Annotated in this window: 18 protein-coding genes; 4 read left to right on the top strand and 14 right to left on the bottom strand. The window is 35.2% G+C overall.

The genetic code is table 11. The annotated features are described in order from the left end of the window. Nucleotides 1–41 precede the first annotated feature (41 nt). Nucleotides 42–605, top strand: a complete 564-nt coding sequence (locus tag RB618_RS14360; protein ID WP_308069358.1) for a DUF2911 domain-containing protein — start codon at nucleotides 42–44, stop codon at nucleotides 603–605. Nucleotides 606–837: 232 nt separating this feature from the next. Here the strand turns inward: RB618_RS14360 and RB618_RS14355 are convergent, their stop codons facing one another. Genes RB618_RS14355 through RB618_RS14345 form a run of 3 tightly spaced genes read right to left on the bottom strand, consistent with a single transcriptional unit; the run spans nucleotide 838 to nucleotide 4,665 of the window. After that, nucleotides 838–3,042, bottom strand: a complete 2,205-nt coding sequence (locus tag RB618_RS14355) for a xanthine dehydrogenase family protein molybdopterin-binding subunit (RefSeq protein WP_308069357.1) — start codon at nucleotides 3,040–3,042, stop codon at nucleotides 838–840. Between the two features lie 7 nt (nucleotides 3,043–3,049). Next, nucleotides 3,050–4,030 (bottom strand): xanthine dehydrogenase family protein subunit M, encoded by a 981-nt coding sequence (locus RB618_RS14350; protein WP_308069356.1) that lies wholly within the window; start codon nucleotides 4,028–4,030, stop codon nucleotides 3,050–3,052. Further along, nucleotides 4,027–4,665, bottom strand: coding sequence for a 2Fe-2S iron-sulfur cluster-binding protein (locus tag RB618_RS14345; protein WP_308069355.1), 639 nt, complete (start codon nucleotides 4,663–4,665; stop codon nucleotides 4,027–4,029). Before RB618_RS14345 ends, RB618_RS14350 begins: the two co-directional genes overlap by 4 nt. Nucleotides 4,666–5,074: 409 nt before the next feature. Here RB618_RS14345 and RB618_RS14340 point away from each other — a divergent pair, with 409 nt between their 5' ends. Next, nucleotides 5,075–6,226, top strand: coding sequence for a cysteine desulfurase family protein (locus RB618_RS14340; RefSeq protein ID WP_308069354.1), 1,152 nt, complete (start codon nucleotides 5,075–5,077; stop codon nucleotides 6,224–6,226). Between the two features lie 272 nt (nucleotides 6,227–6,498). On the opposite strand, the gene RB618_RS14335 is transcribed toward RB618_RS14340, so the two are convergent. The 3 genes from RB618_RS14335 to RB618_RS14325 form a co-directional block, all read right to left on the bottom strand. Next, on the bottom strand, nucleotides 6,499–7,101 hold the full coding sequence (locus RB618_RS14335; protein ID WP_308069353.1) for a nucleotidyltransferase family protein: 603 nt from the start codon (nucleotides 7,099–7,101) through the stop codon (nucleotides 6,499–6,501). Continuing rightward, a complete protein-coding gene (locus RB618_RS14330) occupies nucleotides 7,091–8,215 on the bottom strand; it encodes an XdhC family protein (protein ID WP_308069352.1) in 1,125 nt (374 codons plus the stop codon). The genes RB618_RS14335 and RB618_RS14330 overlap by 11 nt, the downstream gene beginning before the upstream one ends. A gap of 130 nt (nucleotides 8,216–8,345) precedes the next feature. Beyond that, a complete protein-coding gene (locus RB618_RS14325; protein WP_308069351.1) occupies nucleotides 8,346–8,816 on the bottom strand; it encodes a copper resistance protein NlpE N-terminal domain-containing protein in 471 nt (156 codons plus the stop codon). Between the two features lie 197 nt (nucleotides 8,817–9,013). Here RB618_RS14325 and RB618_RS14320 point away from each other — a divergent pair, with 197 nt between their 5' ends. Continuing rightward, nucleotides 9,014–9,346: a YegP family protein gene (locus RB618_RS14320; RefSeq protein WP_095930765.1), complete on the top strand. Its 333-nt coding sequence runs from the start codon at nucleotides 9,014–9,016 to the stop codon at nucleotides 9,344–9,346. Between the two features lie 99 nt (nucleotides 9,347–9,445). Here the strand turns inward: RB618_RS14320 and RB618_RS14315 are convergent, their stop codons facing one another. The 8 genes from RB618_RS14315 to rhaT form a co-directional block, all read right to left on the bottom strand. Next, entirely contained in the window at nucleotides 9,446–10,816 is a 1,371-nt protein-coding gene (locus RB618_RS14315) for a glycoside hydrolase family 27 protein (protein WP_308069350.1), read from the bottom strand. 167 nt (nucleotides 10,817–10,983) lie between these two features. Next, entirely contained in the window at nucleotides 10,984–11,571 is a 588-nt protein-coding gene (locus tag RB618_RS14310; RefSeq protein ID WP_308069349.1) for an LUD domain-containing protein, read from the bottom strand. Further along, nucleotides 11,564–12,964, bottom strand: a complete 1,401-nt coding sequence (locus RB618_RS14305; RefSeq protein ID WP_308069348.1) for a lactate utilization protein B — start codon at nucleotides 12,962–12,964, stop codon at nucleotides 11,564–11,566. The genes RB618_RS14310 and RB618_RS14305 overlap by 8 nt, the downstream gene beginning before the upstream one ends. 82 nt (nucleotides 12,965–13,046) lie before the next feature. Continuing rightward, entirely contained in the window at nucleotides 13,047–13,787 is a 741-nt protein-coding gene (locus RB618_RS14300; protein WP_308069347.1) for a (Fe-S)-binding protein, read from the bottom strand. A gap of 96 nt (nucleotides 13,788–13,883) precedes the next feature. Further along, complete coding sequence (locus RB618_RS14295; RefSeq protein ID WP_308069346.1) at nucleotides 13,884–15,245, bottom strand: FGGY-family carbohydrate kinase; 1,362 nt, start codon at nucleotides 15,243–15,245, stop codon at nucleotides 13,884–13,886. 138 nt (nucleotides 15,246–15,383) lie between these two features. Beyond that, the gene (locus RB618_RS14290) at nucleotides 15,384–16,658 is read right to left on the bottom strand and encodes a TIM barrel protein (protein ID WP_274257486.1); all 1,275 of its coding nucleotides are present in this window, start codon (nucleotides 16,656–16,658) and stop codon (nucleotides 15,384–15,386) included. Between the two features lie 517 nt (nucleotides 16,659–17,175). Continuing rightward, the gene (locus RB618_RS14285) at nucleotides 17,176–19,320 is read right to left on the bottom strand and encodes a bifunctional aldolase/short-chain dehydrogenase (protein WP_308069345.1); all 2,145 of its coding nucleotides are present in this window, start codon (nucleotides 19,318–19,320) and stop codon (nucleotides 17,176–17,178) included. Nucleotides 19,321–19,346: 26 nt separating this feature from the next. Further along, nucleotides 19,347–20,396: an L-rhamnose/proton symporter RhaT gene (rhaT, locus tag RB618_RS14280; RefSeq protein ID WP_308069344.1), complete on the bottom strand. Its 1,050-nt coding sequence runs from the start codon at nucleotides 20,394–20,396 to the stop codon at nucleotides 19,347–19,349. A 388-nt stretch (nucleotides 20,397–20,784) separates the two neighbouring features. Here rhaT and RB618_RS14275 point away from each other — a divergent pair, with 388 nt between their 5' ends. After that, nucleotides 20,785–21,825 (top strand): GntR family transcriptional regulator, encoded by a 1,041-nt coding sequence (locus RB618_RS14275; protein ID WP_308069524.1) that lies wholly within the window; start codon nucleotides 20,785–20,787, stop codon nucleotides 21,823–21,825. Nucleotides 21,826–22,069: the final 244 nt, after the last annotated feature.

Raw genomic sequence — 22,069 nt, 5'->3', positions numbered from 1 at the left:
ATTATTAATTTACTTTGTAGTTAATCTAAAAATTGTAAACCATGAAAAAATTCTATTTACTAGCAGTTACGTTGTTTGCTGCTTTTACCGTTCAGGCACAAGATGTAGTAAAATTTGCTCCATTAGACAATAGTCCTGTTGATATTTCTTATTTCCCAAACAAAGCTGTTAAATTTAAAAAAACGGATAACCCAAACCCAGTTATTAAAGTTACTTACGCGAGACCTTCTGCAAAAGGAAGAACTATTTTTGGTGACGTTGTAAAATTTGGCGAAATCTGGAGAGTTGGTGCTAATGAAAATACTGAGATTAAATTCTACAAAGACGTAACAATCGGCGGTAAAAAAGTTCCAGCTGGATACTACAGTTTATTTGCTATTCCTGAAAAAGATAAATGGACAATCATCATCAATAAAGAATTGGATTTATGGGGCGGTTATGCTTACGATGAAAGTAAAGACGTTGTTAGAGTTTCTGTTCCTGTTAAACCAGTTTCTACTGTTATCGAAGCTTTGTCTATTGCATTTACAACTCAAGGTAATGTAGCAAATCTTGTTATCGGTTGGGATAAAACAACTGTTGAATTGCCAATTACGGTTAAGTAAATAATCGTTTTTAAGATATAAAAAGAGGCATCTAATATGCCTCTTTTTATGTTTATATAATTGCATTTGCAAACACAATCCTATGCAAACATAGCCCGTGGTTTCAACCACGGGGACGCTAAGCATATAACATTACGTATATTAAAATACGTTTCCCGTGGTTGAAACCACGGGCTATGTTTAAATTGTAACATAAAACAAAAAGAGGCATTTTTCAATGCCTCTTTTTATTCTAAACCTTAGCGATTTCTATTATTTTATCCAATGTAATTGGTAGATCTCGAACACGTTTTCCGGTTGCATTGAAAACAGCATTGGCAATTGCAGGCGCCATTCCGACTAAAGCTGTTTCACCCAAACCTTTTGTTCCCATTGGGTTGCTTATTGGATCTTTTTTATTAACGAAGAAAACTTCTTGTTTTTCAATATCTGCATTTACAGGAACATGATAATCTGCGAAATTATTATTGATTGGACGACCAAAGCGATGATCAATTTCTAAAGATTCCATCAATCCCATTCCGATTCCACCAACAGCTCCTCCGAACATTTGCCCTGCAGAAGTTTTCTGGCTGATTACGGTTCCAATATCGGCACAAGACACCACATGAGCTAATCTTATTTTACCCAAATTCGGATTCACTAATACTTTTACAAAATGAACAGAAAATGAATAAATTGAATATTTCTTTGCTTCTTCAGCAGCTTTCGAAAGATTTTCTACTTCAAAATCTTCTAATTTATTACTGCTTAAAAGTGCTGCTAACGTAACCGATTTAGATTTGTCTTTTTTAGAAAAAACTGCACCGTTTTCAAATGTTAGATCTGTGATTGCGATTCCTTTTAAAGCAGGATCTTTACTTCCCAATTCAATTATTTTATTCAACAATAAATTGCAAGCATCATGAACCGCTGAACCAACAGATGAAGTCGTTGCCGAACCTCCTTGCGTTGGACCTTTTGGCAAACCGCTTTTTCCCATTTCGATAATCACATTTTCAGATGGCAGACCAATTACTTCTGCCCCAATAGCAGTCATCATAGTTGCCGTTCCCGGTCCCATATCGTTTACACTACATTGCAACACTAAATCGCCATTCGCTAAGAATTTTGCTTTTACAGAAGTTGCGCTTCTATAACAGCCGAAAGTTCCTGTTCCCATTCCGTAACCAACCAGCCAGTTTCCTTCTTTAACAGAACCTGGTTCATTTTTACGGTTTTTCCAGCCTATGCGTTCCATTCCGCCTTCGTAACATTCTAAAAGAAATTTACTGCTCCACGGTTTATTTTGTTCCTGATCTTTCTCAGCATAATTCAACTTGCGAAATTCAATCGGATCTAAGTTTAATTTATACGCCATTTCATCCATTGCACTCTCTAATGCAAAAGAACCTGTCGCCTCGCCTGGTCCACGCATCCAGATTGGCGTGCAGGTGTCTAAAGGCACAATTCTATAACGTGTTGAAACGTTTGGACAATCATAAATAAATCGGGACATATTTACCGTTCCTTCCATGAAATCTTCATAACTGGAAGTCATCGCAACAGCTTCGTGCGTTAAACCTGTTAGTTTTCCATCTTTTGTTGCTCCAAGCCCCATTTTCTGAATCGTGTAAGGTCTAAAACCAACATTGGTAAACATCTGCTCACGATGTAAAACTAATTTTACCGGACGATTTAATTTTTTAGCTCCAATTAAAGCTGCAATTTCATACGGCCAAGTGTGCAATCCCATTCCGAAAGCGCCACCAAGATATTCGGCATGAACCTCAACGTCTTCAACAGGCACTCCAAAAACTCCAGCAACACTTCTGCGCGTTCCTTCAACACCTTGACTTTTTGTATATAAGATTGGTTTATTTCCGTTCCATTTGGCTATAATATTTGCCAGTTCCATTGGGTTATGCACCTCGGTTGGAATCGTATATTCGGTTTCCAAAATAACCTCAGCATTTTTATAACCGTCATGTTCACCTCGATGGTAATCATTTCCTTTATCGGTTTCGACTTTCTTTTCTTTTTCAGCTGCTTTTTTAAGTTCTGTCGAATGTTCTTCTTTAAAATAATCCGCTTTAATTAAACTCGCTGCATATCGCATGCGTTCAAAAGTATCGGCAATCACTAAAGCAATCGGCTGATCGTAATATAAAACCGAATCATCTTTAAAAATCTGCAACGGCTGACCAAAATTATGCTTGTCTTTTGCTTTTTCGTAGCCAACAGGTTTATCTACATTCAAATGCGTAATTACTGCCAGAACTCCTGGTGCCCATTCCGCTTTTTTCGTGTCAATGGTTTTAATTCTTCCTTTTGCAATTGTACTTCCAACCAAACAGGCATAAACAACACCTGCCGTTTTATATTCTGCCGAATAAGTTGCTGAACCCGTTACTTTAGCAAATCCGTCAACTCTATTAATATTACTTGTCTTGCTCATAATTTAATTATTTTGATGCTGCTATTGTAAGTGCTTCTGCTACTGCATTCTCTCCAAGCGTTAGTTTAAAATTATTATCGCCGAATCCTTTTGCGCCTTTCATAGACAAATGGCCTGCTTGTTTAAATAGATCTTCAGAAACTATTTTTCCTTTCAGGAATTTTTCTGTTTCAGTCAATCTCCAAGGTTTATGTGCTACACCGCCCATAGCCAATCTGACATCATTGATCGTATTGTTTTTTATATCTAAAGCCACAGCAACAGACACCAATGCAAAAGCATAACTCGTCCTGTCACGAACTTTTAGATAATGAACATTTTTAGTGAAATTATTATCTGGAATTTCTATAGCAGTAATCAATTCTCTGCTGTCAAGCGTATTGTCTTTTTCAGGTGTATTTCCTGGAAGACGATGAAAATCTGTAAAATCAATTTCTCGTTTTCCTTTTGGTCCTTCTACCAAAACTTTCGCGTCAAGCGCCGCCAAAGCTACGCACATATCACTTGGATGAACGGCAATGCAACTGTCTGAAGTTCCAAAAACTGCAGCCATTCGGTTAGAACCACCAATTGCCCCGCATCCGCTTTTAGGAGAGCGTTTGTTGCAAGGCATATCAGTATTATAAAAATAAGAGCAACGTGTTTTCTGCAGCATATTGCCTCCAACTGTCGCCATATGACGTATTTGTTGAGAAGCTCCAGCTGCTAAAGCTAAAGCCAATAAAGGATATTTTTCTTTTATCGAAGCATCTTCAGCAACCTGACTGTTTTTTGCCAAAGCACCGATCGAAACTTTTCCTTTTAAAAACTCAATTTTCTTTAAGTCTAATCCGTTGATGTCAACTAATTTATCCGGAGCTACGACATTCTTCTTCATTAAATCCACCAGATTCGTTCCTCCCGCAATAAACATAGAAGAATTATCTTTGGCTTTTCCTGTAATTGCCGAAGAAGACGACAAAGCTTTAATTATCTGAAAGTTTTTCATATTTCCTTCCCTCCTTCCTTCACTTCAGTTATGGCGTCAACAATGTTATGATATGCACCACATCGACAGATATTACCACTCATATATTCACTGATTTCTTCTCTGCTGTTAGCGTGGCCTTCTTTGATACAAGCAATTCCAGACATGATTTGTCCTGGAGTGCAATAACCGCACTGAAAACCATCGTGTTTGATAAAAGCTTCCTGCATTGGGTGCAGTTTTTTTCCTTTCGAAAGTCCTTCAATCGTTGTGACTTGTGCATTTTGTTGCATCGTTGCCAAAGACAAACACGACAAAATTCTCGTTCCATTTACGTGGACTGTACACGCGCCGCATTGTCCGTGATCACATCCTTTTTTAGTTCCAGTAAGCTGTAATTGTTCGCGAAGCAAATCCAATAAAGTAGTTCTTGATTCGATATTGAGATTATGTTTTGTGCCATTTACTTCAATAGAAAGCGGTACTGTTTCTAAATATTCCGCTATTTTCTCATCCCATTTCTTTTCTGAAGCCATAACCAATGAGGGCGGCGTCAGGGCAAGAGCGGTAAAAAGTCCTGATTTCTTTATAAAGTCACGACGGGAACTAGCATCTTCCGGTGTTACTTTATCCTGATTTGTTTTTTTAGAAGCCATTCAATCTATTTGTTAAATTAGCAAATTCGCTTTTGTCTTTCTAACAAATTTAACAATCTTCTATCACAAAAAGTTATGAAATTCAAACATTACTCTTATTTAGAATAATTACAATTTTGTTTTTTTAACCGCAAAGGCGCAAAGGGTTTTCACAAAGTTCACTAAGTTATTTTTCTCTCGCAGATTTGGCAGATAATGCAGATTTTGAATACGATGAAAAGATTTACACAGATTCTTTATGATAGAAATAAATAAAAAAATCTGTTTAGATCTTCAAAATCTGCGAGAAACAAAAAATTATACACATTAAAATTTTGCGTTCTTTGCGAAAACCCTTTGCGCCTTTGCGGTTAATTTTTTCACGTAGATTAATTCTGAAATTGTATTTTTACTGAACTAAGCCCAAATTATGCCACAACAAGAAATCATTTATCTCGATAATAACGCCACAACACGTGTTGATGAACGAGTTTTGAATGCAATGCTTCCGTATTTTACTGATTTTTATGCGAATTCAACAGGAACGCATTTGGCGGGATTAACGGTAAAAGAAGCTGTTGAAAATGCTGCGTGGCAAACAGCAGATTTAATAAATGCTGATGCAGATGAAATCGTATTTACTTCGGGCGCGACTGAGGCAATTAATCTCGCAATTAAAGGTTTAGCCAATCAAGACCGAAAACATATCGTTACCATTCAAACCGAACATAAAGCAGTTCTGGAAACCTGTCGTTTTATGGAAACTATTGGTTTTAAAGTAACTTATCTTCCTACTCATTCTGAAGGGCTTTTAAATCTTCAACTTTTAGAAGAAATAATCACAGATAAAACACTGGTTTTCATAGGAATGTTTTCTAATAATGAAACAGGTGTCATACAAAATATCGGTGCGATTTCTAAAATACTGAAAGCCAAAAACATACTTTTTATGTGTGATGCAACACAGGCTGTTGGTAAAATTCCTGTCGATGTAAAAAAACTCGGAATAGATCTTTTGACTCTATCTGCACACAAATTTTATGGTCCAAAAGGAATTGGCGCTTTGTATATTTCGGCAAAAGCCAAAATAAAATTGTCTCCTCAAATTCTTGGAGGCGGACAACAAAGAAAATTACGAAGTGGAACTCTAAATGTTCCCGGAATTATCGGTTTAGGAAAAGCATCTGAAATTGCTGTAAATGAATTAGAAAAAGATCAAAATAGAATTTCTCTATTACGAGATAAACTCGAAAAAGGTTTATTACAATTTGAAAGTTCTTTCGTAAATGGAAATATAGAAAACCGAATTTATAATACAACAAATATTTGTTTTCCAAACGTAAATTCAGAACAACTTATTCTGGCTTTGGGAAATATTTCGGTTTCAAATGGCGCTTCGTGCTCGGCAGTGACTTCTGAGCCTTCGCATGTTTTAAAAGCGATGGACTTGTCTGATGAAGATGCTTTGAGCTCGATTCGTTTTAGTCTTGGCCGATTTACAACTTCTGAGGAAATTGATATTGCTATTGAGCGAATTTTAGAATTGGCTAGGAAATTTGCCACTAAGACGCTAAGGCACTAAGTTTTTTTTCTTTGTTTTTAATCTCGCAAAGTCGCAGAGACGCAAAGTCTTTTAATATTTTTTGTGTTGCATCCAGCTTTAGCTGGATGAAAAAAGACAGTCTAAAAAAGGCTTTAGCCGAACTAAAACTTGTTTGGCTAAAGCCTTTTAGTTTGTAATCCATCAAATACTCCAGTTAAAACTGGAGCCAATTCATAAAAATCTTTGCGTCTCCGGGACTTTACGAGATTAAAAAATAAAAAACTTAGAGTCTTAGTGCCTTAGCGGCAAAATCAACAAATCAACTTATTATAATCTTCCTCCGTGTCAATATCAATATTCCCTTTTTCAAAAAGAACAGAAACTACATCTTCAGCATATTTCTTAACGAGTTTTTTGGCGCCTTCTTGTCCATTTAATTCCAGAAGCTCTTGGAAGTATTTTTTGTTAAACAAAACTGGTGTTCCTAAAGTTTCAGAATAAGCCGAGGCTGCAATTCCTTTTTGGGTTTTACAAGATTCCAAAATTAAATTTTCAAAGACAGAATTGGTCACAAAAGGCTGATCGCAAACTGCTAAAATACATTGTTCGCAATCAGGATTATGATCCAATAATTGATTAATGCCTTTTTTAATTGAAGAAGACATTCCCTTTTCCCAGTCAGAATTAAAAGAAAATGTTATTTCAGGTAAATTAAGCTCACTTTCGATTACATCATGGTTTGAACCCGTTACCACAATTACAAACGAATTTTCGACCTTCAAAGCTTCTGAAATGGTGTTTTTCAGTAAAGTTGATTCTTTAAATTCCAGCAATTGTTTTGGTCTGCCTAATCTGGAAGAATTCCCAGCAGCCAAAATAATAATGCCTGTTTTATTTTGAGCATTATTCTTCATAACAAATTTCATCGTGTATTTTACCCGATTTGTATTTTAGAGATGTTCCAATTCTGCCTGAAGCTACCGCTTTAATTTCAGAAATAATTGACAAAGCTATTTCTTCAGAAGTTTCGGCACCAATATCTAAACCAATAGGGCTGTGAATTCGGCTTAACTGCTCTTCGTTTACAGTGATTCCTTCGATTAAAAGATCGTCGAGCATTCGGTTGAATTTTGATTTTGGGCCAAGAATTCCAATGTAATGACAATTGGTCTGCAATAATGATTTTAAAACTGCAAGATCGTATTTGTAATTGTGGGTCATTAAAAGAAAATACGTCTGACCATCGATAGTTATATTATCTAGAAATTGTTCGGGTTTTACCACCGAAACCTGGCTTGCTTTAGGAAAACGTTTTGCAGTTGCATGAGTTGCACGGCCTTCGCCAATAGTAGCTTTCCAACCTAAAATTGAAGCCATTTTTACTAAAGGCTGAATATCGTTTCCTGCGCCAGCAATTACCAACGAAATAGATGGTTTTATATATTCGATCAAAGCTTCGCTGTCGTTTTCTTCTTGAAGTTTTTTCACCACAGAAGTTTTAGTTTTCAGTACTTCTTTTACATCCGAAATCAAACTTAAAGCTTCATTATCATGAGTTAAAACAGGGCTTTCTTTTCTGAAAAATAAAGTTGTTCCAATCTGAAAAGCATTTCTTTTTAAAGAAAAAACGGTTACAATTACAGCTTCTTTTCTTTCTAACTCCAATTGCTGTAAAAGCTGAATCGGATTGTTCTCAACCTCTTCATCAATATATTCAAAAAGAATATGGACGATTCCGTTGCATCCAAGCTGTAAACCAACTTCTGCATCATCTTCATTACTCGTATTGTAGGCAACTAACTTATTTTGCTTTTGATTGATTGATAAGAGTGCTTTTCGTAATGCGTCGCCTTCCAAACAGCCACCACTTATTGCACCTGTCAATTGTCCATCTTCTGTAACCAACATACGAGCGCCAGGCTGTCGATATGACGAACCTTCCACTTTAACGACCGTTGCTAAAGCTGTTTTTTTTTCTTCGGATTTTGCTTGAGAATAGGCTTTAAGAATTTCGTTGATTTCTTTCATAGATATTCTTCATCAATAGAAATTAGAATTGATGATACTTTTATTAAGCCTAAAAGTAAAAAAATATTACAAACTTAAGCGCGCGAAGGCAATTTAAGTTTGTAAAATCCTCTTTCAGAAATGATCTACTTTATTCATTTAATTCTAAAAAATAATTCAACTTAGACTTTATTATTTTTTTATTTCTATCTAGCAAGTATAATTTTTCAGGCTTTTTACTGTAATAACCGTAATAAACCTGATCTTTTTCTGCTTTGTCCCAGTTTAAAATATAAATCGTGCCATCGGGATCTTTTTCTAAACCTCTTTCGGTATTGATATTACCTTTTTCCTTAAAGTTTTTTTCAGGCTGTTTCCCTTTGTATGTACTAGATAAATCAAATTTATTATCTACAACATCAATTTTTAGAATCGTTTCTATTCCTTCGCAATCCGCACATGGCAGCAAACCTTCATAAACCAAAACCTTTTCGTATTCAATATTCTCTTCTTTTACATCTGTTGAATCTATTTCTTCTTGCACAATTTCCTTTTTCTTTTTTTCCGAATTGCACGCTACTAATTGAATTACAACTGCAAATAAAATAACTATCTTTTTCATAAATATTTTTTTTATCATTTTACTCAAAAATACAATAATTTCTTACATAAAAAATAACGGAAACATCTTCTTATTATTCTATGCTTTACCTTAACAAATAAAAAACTATAATTTTTTCTTACAATATCATTTATATCATCAAGTTTTGTATTTTTATCTATAACAAAATATATTGCCTAACTTTAAAAATAAATTACATGGGAAAATTTGTAATCACCACTAGAGCCAACGGAGAGTTCCAGTTCAATTTGAAAGCTGGTAATGGTCAAACCATTCTAACGAGTGAAGGCTACACAACAAAAGCGGCCTGCAATAATGGTATTGAATCTGTAAAAACCAACGCTGGAGATGATAATCGTTATGATAGAAAAGAATCTAGTAACGGAAAACCTTACTTCAATCTGAAAGCTGGAAACGGTCAGATTATTGGTTCAAGCGAAATGTACGAAAGTGTATCTGCAAGAGAAAACGGAATCGAATCTGTAAAGAAAAATGCTCCTGATGCGACAATTGATGATCAAACAGCATAATCACTATTTATAATTATAAAAAAAGCTGTTTCTATTTATTTAGAAACAGCTTTTTTATTAAATCTCCTTAATCAATTAGAACATCTTCTTGATCTTGAATTATTTTATACTTTTTAATTGATATAAAACAGAACTATGCGATTTTAATTCTGCGCCAATTTCTTTTGAAGTTACTTTTGATTTCTCGCCTGTCCACATATTTAAAACTTCAGCTGAAGTAGAAATTCCTAAATCAGAAAGATTTACAGAAACTTTTTGCGAAACATTATCTGAAATATTGAATAAAGCTAAATAAACACTGCCATCTTTTATATTTTTTGATGTCACGGCAATTTTTCCTTCCTTCTGAAAAAGCTGTTTTACATCGTTGCTTTCGTTATGCATTTTTACGACCTCTTTATTCGTTAATAATGATAAAGTAAAAGGATCATTACTTGGCAAATCTCCTCCAAAAAACAATGGCGATTTGAAGATATTGAAAAATGTAATTAAAGTATATTGTTCGTCTTTGGTTAAACGCGTCATTCTATCCTCACCTCTTTCTCCCCTTACCGAAATGCGTCCTAACGGAATCATATCGCAGTCTGGCCAAGTTCCTGGCGCGATATACGGATACCATTTTTGCGCTACATCCATTAAATGCGTAATATGTGGCCATGTATCCCAAACATCATCCACCATACGCCACATATTGGCATGAGTGCTTACATGGGCCGCAGCCGAAATTGGCGTTTCTCCTGGCGATGTGCTTAATACAATTTTTCGTCCACATTTGTCAATCGCATTTCTAATTAAGTTGATCTCACCTTCGTGATATGGTCTTGACAAATCATCAATTTTAATGAAATCTACTCCCCATTGCGCATATAATTCGAAAATAGAGTCATAATATTCCTGCGCTCCGGGTTTATCGGCCACAACGGTATAGTTGTCTCTTAGCCATTCGCATTGTAAGGCGGTGGTATAAACCTGATCTGCTGTAATTCCGTTTGCTCCTTTTATGGGCAGTTTATCTTCAACTGCTTTTTTAGGAATGCCACGCATGATGTGGATTCCGAATTTTAATCCTTTTTTATGAATATAATCTGCTAAAGGTTTAAAACCTTGACCGTCTTTTGCCGAAGGAAATCGGTTAACTGCAGGCAAATATCTTCCGTACTTATCGATTACGTAACGTGGATCGGTTTGGTTATAGCCTCCTGCTTTGTCGTTTTCTACAAACCAGCGAATGTCGACTACGATATATTCCCAGCCAAATTTCTTCAGTTCTTTTGCCATATAATCGGCGTTGGCTTTTACTTCGTGTTCTTCAACTGTTGGTCCGTAGCAATCCCAGCTATTCCAACCCATTGGAGGAGTTTGGGCCCATTGTTTGAATTCTTCTTTTTGAAATGCTTTGGTTTGAGCATTTGATAATGTAGACAGAAAAAGTATTCCTATCGCCATTGTACATAAGTTCGTAATTTTCATTGCAAGTGTGGTTAAGTGTAAGTTATACACTTTAAAAATAATAAAAAAAACGTACCATAATGATTTTTTTATTTTCTCTCATTGTCAATTCCTTTTAAATGAAAATAAAAAATGCAGAAAAGATACCCTTTCTGCATTCCACTATTTTATATTCTTTCTTTGCCTGCTTAATCCAATAAAAACACAATCAACCCTCGTGCTCCATGCGCACCAAGAACCAAAGACTGTTCAATATCGGCTGTTTTTGACGGACCTGCAATGAAAGTTCCAAAGCCATATTCCATGTTTCCAATTCTTTGATACGCTTGCTGCATTGTTGGGACAAGATCTTTTTTATGAACTATAATCGCTAAATATTGCGCAATAAAAGGTGCAACGCGCTGCCCTAAAATATCATCTGTAACCCAAAGTCCGCTGTTTTCTGCTACTCCGAAATGGGCTTTTACAACTGTTAATTCAACATCTTGAAGCGAATGCGGATCAACTGTTTTCCAATCTAAAGAAGCAATTTCAGAAAGTTCTGGAAGTGTTGTAACTAATCGTTTTTCCAGATTATAATTCGACTTTATATACTTGATGATTTCATTATAATCAGTAACTTCGACAGGATCGCCTCCAATACCTTTTAAAACCGTTTTATAGGTTTCTAATACATCAAATTGTTCTGAACCTAAAAGATTTAGATCTGGCAGTTCTGCAACCTCATTAGGCTGATTCAGTTTTATTCTTTTTAAAATTTCGCCTTTACTACTCATTCTTTTTATCTTTAGATTCTCTCGAATTTTTCTTATACCATTCTCTAAAAGATTCCTCAGGAACATCAGGCATTTCGCGTTGATCGTACCATTTGTTCATTTTATTATTGACCATTCCTGGAATATTCTTCATTACAAATCTTCCCGATTTTCCTGCAATATTAAAAACGGTCGGATTTGCTAAAACGGTAGCCATCGTTTTCATTGCAACAGTTTTTGCTGTTGGCGTATGTCCTTCTTTAACCAAAACCTGACGCCATTTGTACAATTGATCGTGAATATCAATTTTAACGGGACAAACGTTGGTACAAGAGCCGCAAAGTGTACTTGCAAAAGGCAGATCGGCATTTTTGCTCATATCTAAATTTGGCGCCAAAATAGAACCAATTGGTCCTGCAACCGCGTTATGATAGCTGTGTCCTCCGCTTCGTCTGTAAACTGGACAAGTGTTCATACATGCACCGCAGCGAATACATTTAAGCGAATTTCTAAAATCTTCTCTTCCTAATTGCGTACTTCTTCCGTTGTCTACAATTACGATATGCATTTCTTTTCCGTCTCTTGGTTTCTTGAAATGGCTTGAAAAAGTAGTAATAGGCTGACCTGTTGCGCTTCTTGCCAATAATCTCAAGAAAACGCCTAAATGTTCTCTTTTCGGAATCAATTTCTCAAATCCCATACAAGCAATATGAACATCTGCTAAATGCGCGCCCATATCGGCATTTCCTTCATTGGTGCAAACCACAAATTCTCCCGTTTCTGCAACAGCAAAATTGACTCCGGTTAAAGCCACTTTTCTAGTCAAGAAAGTATTTCTCAAACTCTGACGCGCCGATTCTGTTAAATATTGCGGATTGAAATTTCCTTTTTCGGTACCTAAATGTTCGTGAAAAGTTTCGCTTACGTCTTCTTTCTTTAAGTGAATCGCTGGAAGCACAATATGGCTTGGCGGTTCTTTACGAAGCTGTACAATATATTCTCCTAAATCGGAATCGATTACTTCAATTCCTTTTTCGGCTAAATAATCATTTAAATGGCATTCTTCTGTAAGCATCGATTTGGATTTCACCATTTGCTTTACATCATGTTTTGCCATGATCGAATGCACAATTTCGTTGTGTTCTTTGGCATCAGCTGCCCAATGCACAATTATTCCATTTCGTTGCGCATTCGCTTCAAATTCAACTAAATAATCGTGAATATTAGAAAGCACATTAAATTTAATTTGAGAGGCAGTTTCACGAAGCAGTTCCCAATCTGCTATTTGGTGTGCCGATTTATCTCTTTTAGCACGTACAAACCAAAGTGTTTCATCATGCCAATTGACACGCTCTGCATCTTTGTTAAACTTGGCTGCGGCTTCGCTGTGCTGTATTATTTTTTCTGATGACATTTTTTATTTTTTTAAGCTGTAGGCTTTAAGCTCTAAGCAGTAAGCAACTTAACTTTCTTAATATCTTAATGGTAGAAAAAAATTAGTTTTCGAGTGAATTTAATATTTCTGCAATATGGATAGTTTTAATTCTGCTTTTCTGTCTTTTTAGAATTCCGTCCAAATGCATTAAGCAAGACATATCTCCACCTGTAATATAATCCACATCGTGACTTTCGTGATCTTTAATACGATCTTGTCCCATTCTTACAGAAACCGCTTCTTCGGTAACACAGAAAGTACCTCCAAAACCACAGCATTCGTCTTTTCTCGTTAAAGCAACCAAATCAAGATCTTTAATACCGTGAAGCAACTGTTCTGGTTTAGAGAAAAATGGCGCGTTTAATTCTGACATCTGCGAAAGCTTTAACCCACGCTGACCGTGACAGCTTACGTGCATTCCCACTTTAAACGGAAATCTTCCGTCGATGTGGTCGATTTTTAAAACATCTGTAATAAACTCTGTAAGTTCGTAAACTGTATTTCGTATTGCTGTCGCTTTCTCTTCTTGTTTTTCGTCATGCAAATGGTCTTTTACATGCAAAACACAACTTCCAGAAGGACAAACTATGTAATCAAATCCAGAAAAATTGGCAATAAAATTAGCATCGCATCCTTTTGTTAAATGCGCATAACCGCTATTGGCCATTGGCTGTCCGCAGCAGGTCTGTCCCATCGGAAATTCGACATCACAACCTAATTTTTGCAGTAATTCGTAGGTTGCGATTCCTACTTTTGGATAAAATTGGTCGACATAACAAGGTATAAAAAGTCCAATTTTCATGTTGTAGTATTTAGTGTGTTGTTCATTTAGGCGTGTACTGTAAAAATGTAAAAAATACGTTTCTCAGCAAATTTACAACATACAGACCATTTTTACCTAATGTTTATAGAATTTCAAGTCAATTAAATCGTTCTGAATTGGTTTTGGATTCCAGTTATCATGTATTGCCAATGCAGCTCCCAAAGCACTCGCCTGCGCCATCGAAGCGGCATAAACTTCAATATCTGGAAAAGCTTCTGCCAATAAATTCATATAAATCGAATTTTTACTGAAACCTCCATCTACAAAAATCTTTTTTACCGGACTATTATGAATGACCAAATTGGTAGAAAAAACCTGCTGCTCTACCAAATCCAGCATCAATTGATGATAGGCTGTTTCGTAATCTTTGTAATGCGAAAGATCCCTATCCTGAAATGGGCATTCTTTCAAAATATCAAAATCGTATTTTTTTGGGTAGATAATCTGGAAGTTAAGCGCTCTTAAATTGGCTACGATTTTCTTATCAAAATAAACTTCTTTGTACGTATCAACTGGAACATTAAAATGCTGAGCCAAACGTTTAGTCTGCACTTCGTGTTCGTTTCCTGCAAATAAACGAGCCGCTTTTACAGGCTTTTCTGTGTACTGCATGTAACATAGACAATCGTTTTGCGATTCGTCAAACGTTAGGGGTTTATTGTTGAACGGATTTAAAGAAATACTCCAAGTTCCTGTTGACAATAAAACAAACGGCTCCGTAAAATTGATTGTATATGGAATAATTGCCGATGAACTATCGTGTAAACCAACTCCAATTGCCAGATTATCACTTGTCATGATCACATCTTTACCAAAATGGATTGGCGGTATTTTTCCTGAAATACCTTCTTCTTTCAGCCATTTATGGTATTTCATTTTTTTGAAATTCCACAAATTGGTATGGCAGCCAATACTCGTAATATCAGCGTATGCTTCATTCGTTAGAAGAAAACTTAAAAACTGCGGCAAGTGCAGACAGTATTTTACATTTTCAAATATTTCGGGCTTTTGTTCTTTCAATCGGTAAATCTGCATTCCCGAATTTAAACTGCCTAAAACCGGAGAAGCTGTTTTTACTGCAAACTTCTTTTCTCCTTTGTATTTATCATAGAAATTAGATTTTAATTCCTCTGGATAATCTTTTAAATAATTATACAGAGGAGTTAAAACTTTTCCGTTTTCGTCTATATAAACAAAACTGGCGCCGTAAGTGCTGAAATTGATGGCTTTTAAAACATAATCTTTAAGCTCTTTTATTTCAGATAATCGATCTAAAATCCAATTTTTAAGTACTTCGATATCTTCACACGGAAATCCGTCTTCGTCTGTGGTTTCCTCCAGATTTACCGATTTCTCCCAGACAATTTTATAATTTTCGTTAAATAAAAAAACCTTTTTGTTTGTTTTACCAATATCAAAAATCGCAACTACATTCATTTATTCTAATTATGAGTTATGAGTTATAAGTTATGAGTTCTTGAATTATGATTTTTTATGTTTAAGCTAAGTCTTTTTATGTTTTTAGTACAAAACACAAAAAGACTCAACTTATAACTCATAATTCATAACTTACAACTATAATCCCGTTGCCATTGTTTTTAAACCTCTTTCTTCGATAAGATTTTGTCTTACTTGAAGCGAACGGTATAATGCTACCGGATTCAACGCTGCTCCAGAACGTAAACGAGCTTCAGCAACTAATGCGCGAACATCTGTACGGAAAGCATTTTGAAGAATTTCCTGTGCTTTTACCACGTCGTTTTCTTCTTGCGCTTTTTCTAATGCTTTTCTATCCACAGAAAGTGCTTGTGCATAAGCAATCATAATTGCTTCAACAGATTGCAATAAATCTTCTAATGGATCTTTGATGTTGTGAGAAGCATCGATCATCCAGCCTAAATCTTTGGCGTGATTCATTCCTCTTGCATCCATTCCTTCAACTAATTCATTAAAAATCAAGAATAATTGATATGGTTTTAATGCTCCAGCAGTTAAATCGTCATCACCATATTTTGAATCATTAAAGTGGAATCCTCCTAGTTTGTTTTCCATCAACAATAAAGAAACAATCTGCTCGATATTGGCATTTGGAAGATGATGCCCTAAATCGACTAAAGTCTGCGCTTTGTCGCCTAACTTTTTAACATACGAATAAGACTGCCCCCAATCTGCTACAGTCGTAGAATAAAAGTTAGGCTCAGCACATTTGTATTCTAAAAATAATTTCCAGTTTGAAGGTAATGCATCGTAGATTTCTTCTAAACTTTCTAATGTATTTTGATATGCTTTTCTGAAGTTTAATTGCCCTGGAAAATTAGAACCGTCTGCCAGCCAAACCGTTAAAGACTCAGATCCTAATTCGATTCCGTGTTTAATTACTTCTATGTTGTGAGCAATTGCTTGTTTGCGAACCGCTTTGTTTACGTTTTGTAAAGAACCGTACTTGTAAGTATGTTCGGCACTTGCCTGATCTTGGAATGTATTTGAATTCATCGCATCAAACTTCAAACCGTGCTGATTTGCTAGTGTTTTGATTGCTTTATAATCAGTCGGGATATCCCACGGAATGTGAAGCGAAATAGCTCCCGAAGCGTTGTTTAACTTATGAAGCAAGCCAACGTCTTCGATTTTTTCTTCTAAAGAACGAGGCTCTCCTCCACCAGCAAAACGTCCAAATCTTGTTCCTCCTGTTCCTAAAGCCCAAGATGGAATTGCAATTTGAAAGTCGATTAATTTTTGAATAATCGCTTCTGTATCATTTATTTCTGATGCTGTAAAAACAAGTTTATTTTGGTGTTTTTTTAATAAATCTTCGTTATGAGATTCGATGTGGTTTGATCCGATTAACATAGTTATTGATATTTTAATAGAGTTTACAAGATATAAATTTTATACGTTTAGTATATTTTTTTAACACGCAATGCCTAGATTTTAGACGCGGATGGCACGGATTCGCTATCGCGAAAACGCTGATTGACGCCGATTTTATTTTCTGGTTTCACGCAGATTTAAAAAGGATTTTAGCAGAAAACGCAGATTTTTTTTTAATCATCTCAAATTAAAATCTGTTAGATCTGCTTAAATCTGTCTAAATCTGCGTGAAACAAAAAAATTCCTTTTTTTCAGCGTTTTCGCGATAGCGAATCCTTTTTATCTGCGTTCTATGCTTTTCATGTGTTTACTATTTTTCAACTTAAAAATTTAATATCAGTTAAACTCTGGTTGTACTTCACTTTTTTGTTAAGTTTTCTTTGTTAAAGCGAATTGTTATATGCTAAAAAAATCTAACGTTCGAAAGAATTCGAACGCTAGACCACAAAAAACCACTTTTGCTTAAACAAACTTATATAAAAAACCTAAACAATCTTTATCTATAAAAGCCCATACCTACGCCACCGTCTACGTTTAAGGCATTTCCTGTAGATTTACCTAGTAAACCTCCAACAAAAGCATAACAAGCGTTAGCAATATCATCAGGCAATATGATTTCATTTAATAACGTACGTTTTGCATAGTAAGCCGGAAGTTCTTCAACTGTAATTCCGTATGCTTTTGCACGACCTTCTGCCCATCCTCCAGACCAAATGTTTGAGTCTGAAATTACAGCATCAGGATTTACTGTATTTACACGAATTTTGTCAGCTCCAAGTTCTGCAGCCATTAAACGTGTTAAGTGCGCTTGAGCCGCTTTAGCCGAACCATAACCTGGGTTATTTGGACCTGCTACAACAGCATTTTTAGAAACGATATTTACGATATCTCCTCCAAAACCTTGTTTGCGCATCACTTCGATTCCGGCTTTAGAAACAATAAATTGTCCTTTAACCAAGATATCGTACAATCTATCCCACTCTTCAAGAGTGTGTTCTGCAATAGATTTTGAAATACTGATTCCAGCATTGTTTACAATAATATCTACACCTCCAAAAGCTAAAGAAGCTTCGTCTAATGCTTTTTCTGTACTTACTTCATCAGTAACATTCAATAAAGTGCTAGAAACGGCATCTTTACCAAAAGCTTTAACAAACTCAGCTGCAGCACCTTCTAAACGCTCTTCGTTAATATCGTTAAGAACAACACAAGCACCTTCTTGAGCGAATTTTTTAGCAATAGCTTTTCCAATTCCCCCTCCAGAACCTGTGATTAAAGCAACTCTTCCAGATAAGGCTTTTGGTTTTGGCATACGCTGTAATTTAGCTTCTTCTAGTAACCAATATTCAATATCAAAAGCTTCTTGGTGAGGCAAAGAAGTATATTCTGAAACTGCTTCAGCACCTTTCATTACGTTTACTGCATTGATATAATATTCAGATGCTAAACGTGCCATTGTTTTATCTTTAGCAAAAGTGAACATACCAACTCCAGGATATAAAATAACCACTGGATTTGGGTCACGCATTGCAGGTGAATTTGATTTTTTACATGCATTGTAATAGTCTTTGTACATTGCACGATAAGCTTCGAATGCTGGAGCTAATTTTGCTTTTACTGCAGCAACATCAGACAAATCTTCGTTTGGATCTAATTCTAAAACCAATGGACTGATTTTAGTTCTCAAGAAGTGATCTGGACAAGAAGTTCCCAATGGAGCTAATTTCGAAAGATCATTAGAATTAATGAATTCCAAAACTCTTGCATCGTCTGTATAATGACCAATCATCTGGCGTTCTGAAGAACAGAAACCTCTTAAGATTGGAGCAACTTTTGCAGCTTTCAATTTACGGTCTGCTTCTGGAAGACTGTCAATTTTTTTACCTCCAAAAACTGGACGTTTTTTTCCGTAATTATCTTCTAAGTAAGAAGCACATTTCTCGATTACTTCCAGCGTATTGATATAACTATCAAACGCAGTGTCTCCCCAAGTAAATAAACCATGAGAACCTAACATGATTCCGCGTAGTTTTTTACCGTTTTTTTCAGCTTCTTCTAGACAAGCTCTTAACTGAAGACCAAGATCAAATCCTGGACGCTGCCAGCCTACCCAGCCAATTTCTCCGTTGAATAATTCTTCGGTGATTTTCTTTCCATCTTTTGCAGCAGCGATAGCAATTGCCGCGTCTGGATGTAAGTGATCAATATGTTTGAATGGAAGAAAACCATGTAAAGGCGTATCGATAGAAGGTGCTTTTGAAGCTAAATCGAAAATACAGTGGTTAAACAATTCTACCATTTCATCTTCAAACTCAATACCTCTGTAAACATTTTCAAGATTACGAAGTCTGTCCAAATACAAAGCTGCACAACCTGATTTTGTCAACGTTCCAATATCACCGCCAGAACCTTTAATCCACATTACTTCAGAAGATTCTCCAGTAAGAGGATCTTTGTCAGTAATTTTTACAGAAGTGTTTCCACCTCCATAGTTGGTCAATCTTAAATCAGCTCCTAACAAGTTAGAACGATAAATAAAAAGCGCTACTTCATCACCTGCTAATGCTGCTGCCTTAGCTTCATCCCAAAGGTAGCTTACATGCTTAAAATTCATATTATTAATTGTGTTTGTATTCGACATATACTATTTTAAATTATTTCTTGTATTTATAATGAGTTACCAATTCCTACCAAAACGATTGCAAGCATGATAAGCCCAATTCCCCAGAAAAAAGTTCTCATTGTTTTTTTAGAAACTCCTTTCCATTCTTTCAAATAAAATCCCCAAAAGTTTGCTGTTAAAATGATGGTTGCCATGTGCAAAATCCAAGAACTTGCACCATTTCCAAGTTTGCTTTCTCCCATTCCGTAGAAGAAAAACTGCAAAAACCACATGGTTCCAGCAAGAGCAGAGAACAAAACGTTTTTGGTTATTGGAGTAGATTTATCAGTATAATTTTTGATTGATTTATTTTTAAAATTCAAATAAAGACACCAAATAAAATTGGTTGTAAGTCCACCCCAAAGCAGAACTACATAAGTCACGTTGTTTTGAAACAAAGGATTAGCTCCATTTACTACAGCTTGCTCAGCCATAGATTTTCCAGCCTCAATTCCGTAATTAAAAAATGAACTTAAAATTCCTGAAATAACGGCTACAATAAGACCTTTTACCAAATTGAAATCTTTGTCTTTATCTTCATGGCCAGTTGCAAAATCCTTTTCTTTCAACATTCCTGCTTTTCCTGAGATTGCAATTCCGATTAGATATACAACTACACCCAATAAAACGATCTGCCCGCCAGTATTAGTAAGCATATGAGAAAATGAAATTTTCCCTTCTGTTGGAACAATATCATAATAAATGGAAGGAACCAAAGCTCCAAATGCAGAGCAGAACCCTAAAGTAATTGAATTTCCTAAAGACATTCCTAAGTAGCGAACTCCCAAACCATAAGTCAAACCGCCAATTCCCCAGATTAACCCCATTGTAAAAGTGAAGGTTTTTATTGACAGAGAAGCCGCAGCAATAATTTCAGTAAAATTTGGAATCGTTAAATAGGCTGCAATTGGCGGAACAATCAGCCAAGAGAAAAACCCTCCTACTAGCCAATAGCTTTCCCAAGCCCAGTCTTTTACTTTTTTAAAAGGCATATAAAAACTACCTGAAGAAAATCCTCCGATAGAATGAAAAATGATTCCTAATAATGATTCCATTTAATAAATTTTAGTTTTTGGTTTGTTAGATAGTGATTTGGTTTTGTAAAATAAGAGAATGTCAAAAACAAAACTGTCCTGTACTATCCTTTACGTATTTTATATTTTTTGTTAAAACTAGAGATTATTAGAAATAACAACTTGCAATTATTGGGTAAATAAATTTAAAATGGCTATTTTAGCAATCGATTTCGCAATTATTAATTCCGCATTCGGGCTAAAATTTAGAAATCATAAAAAAAAGATTACAAGCCTTGTCAAATTCTCTTTTTCCTGACAAAAATGATTCAACAAAGCGGATTCCTTTTGAAAGAAGAGATTTTTTTAAATTATTTAGTATTAAAAATGAGTTTCGCTGCAATGCGAGATAAATTTCCTCACAATGAACATGATCAAACTTATTAAAATAGACGAAGATTCTCGAGTTCCCAAATACAAACAGATTGTAGACTCTATTCTTCAGAACATCGCTAACGGAAATTTAAAAATCAATCAAAAAATTCCCTCTATAAATAGTTTCAGCGAAGAATTCTATATGTCTCGCGATACTGTTGAGAAGGCTTATAATATTTTAAAAGAGCGAAAAATCATTTCTTCGATTAGAGGAAAAGGCTATTATATAACCAGAACAAAGCTAGAATCTAAGGTTAATATTTTGTTTCTGACCAATAAATTGAGTTCATATAAAATGAAAACCTATAGCTCATTTATTGACACTTTGGGCGCTAATGCACATGTTGATCTTCAAATTTACCACTGCGACGAGACTTTATTCTTAAATATCTTAGATAAGTTTGAAGGCGCTTATGATTATTATGTCATTACAACGCATTTTAAAACAGACGAATTAAAGCATTCCAGTTTTACAGACAATGTTGTAAATGCTATTAAAAATATTCCGCAAGAAAAGCTGGTTATTTTGGACAATATTAAACTAGGAGCTGGAGATGAAGTGATTAAGATTTATCAGGATTTTGAAAATGATATTTATAATGCTTTAATAGAAGGCCTTTCTAAAATCTCAAAATACAAACGTTTAATTCTAGTTTATCCAGACAAAGCGGTTTATCCTTATCCTAGACGAATTTTGCATGGGTTTAGAAAATTCTGTGTGGAACACGAAATTAATTTTGAGATTTTAAGCGAAGTTTATGATGATATGATTCTTAAAAAAGGAGACCTATTTATCACGATCGAAGAATCTGATTTGGTGAATTTAGTGAAACAGATTCGTGATGAAGAATTTGTTTTAGGAAAAGATATCGGTGTTATCTCTTATAACGACACTCCTTTAAAAGATTTACTTGGCATTACTGTAATGTCGACCGATTTTAATGTAATGGGAGAAACTGCTGCGAGAATGATCTTAAACAAAGAAAAAGGTCAGGTAAAAGTTCCTTTTAATTTTATTGATAGAAATTCTATTTAGGAGGTGCAAAGGCTCAGAGGTTCTGAGGGACAAAGGTTTCTTCTCTTTGTCTAAAAGTCTACGCCTTTTTGCTGATAATTTATTCTATAAAAAAACCTCGTCTTTTGGACGAGGTCTTAGTTGTATTATTTTTTTGATTCTTCAATATTATCAAAAGATATTGATAATATTGAAAATCAGAAGAAATAGATTATCACAAGTAGATAAACATTTTATTTCAAAACATCCTGACTATACAGGATAA

Origin of the sequence: Flavobacterium sp. LHD-85 (assembly GCF_030929595.1) — a bacterium.
GTDB lineage: Bacteria > Bacteroidota > Bacteroidia > Flavobacteriales > Flavobacteriaceae > Flavobacterium.
This window is presented reverse-complemented; position numbering and strand designations above follow the sequence as displayed.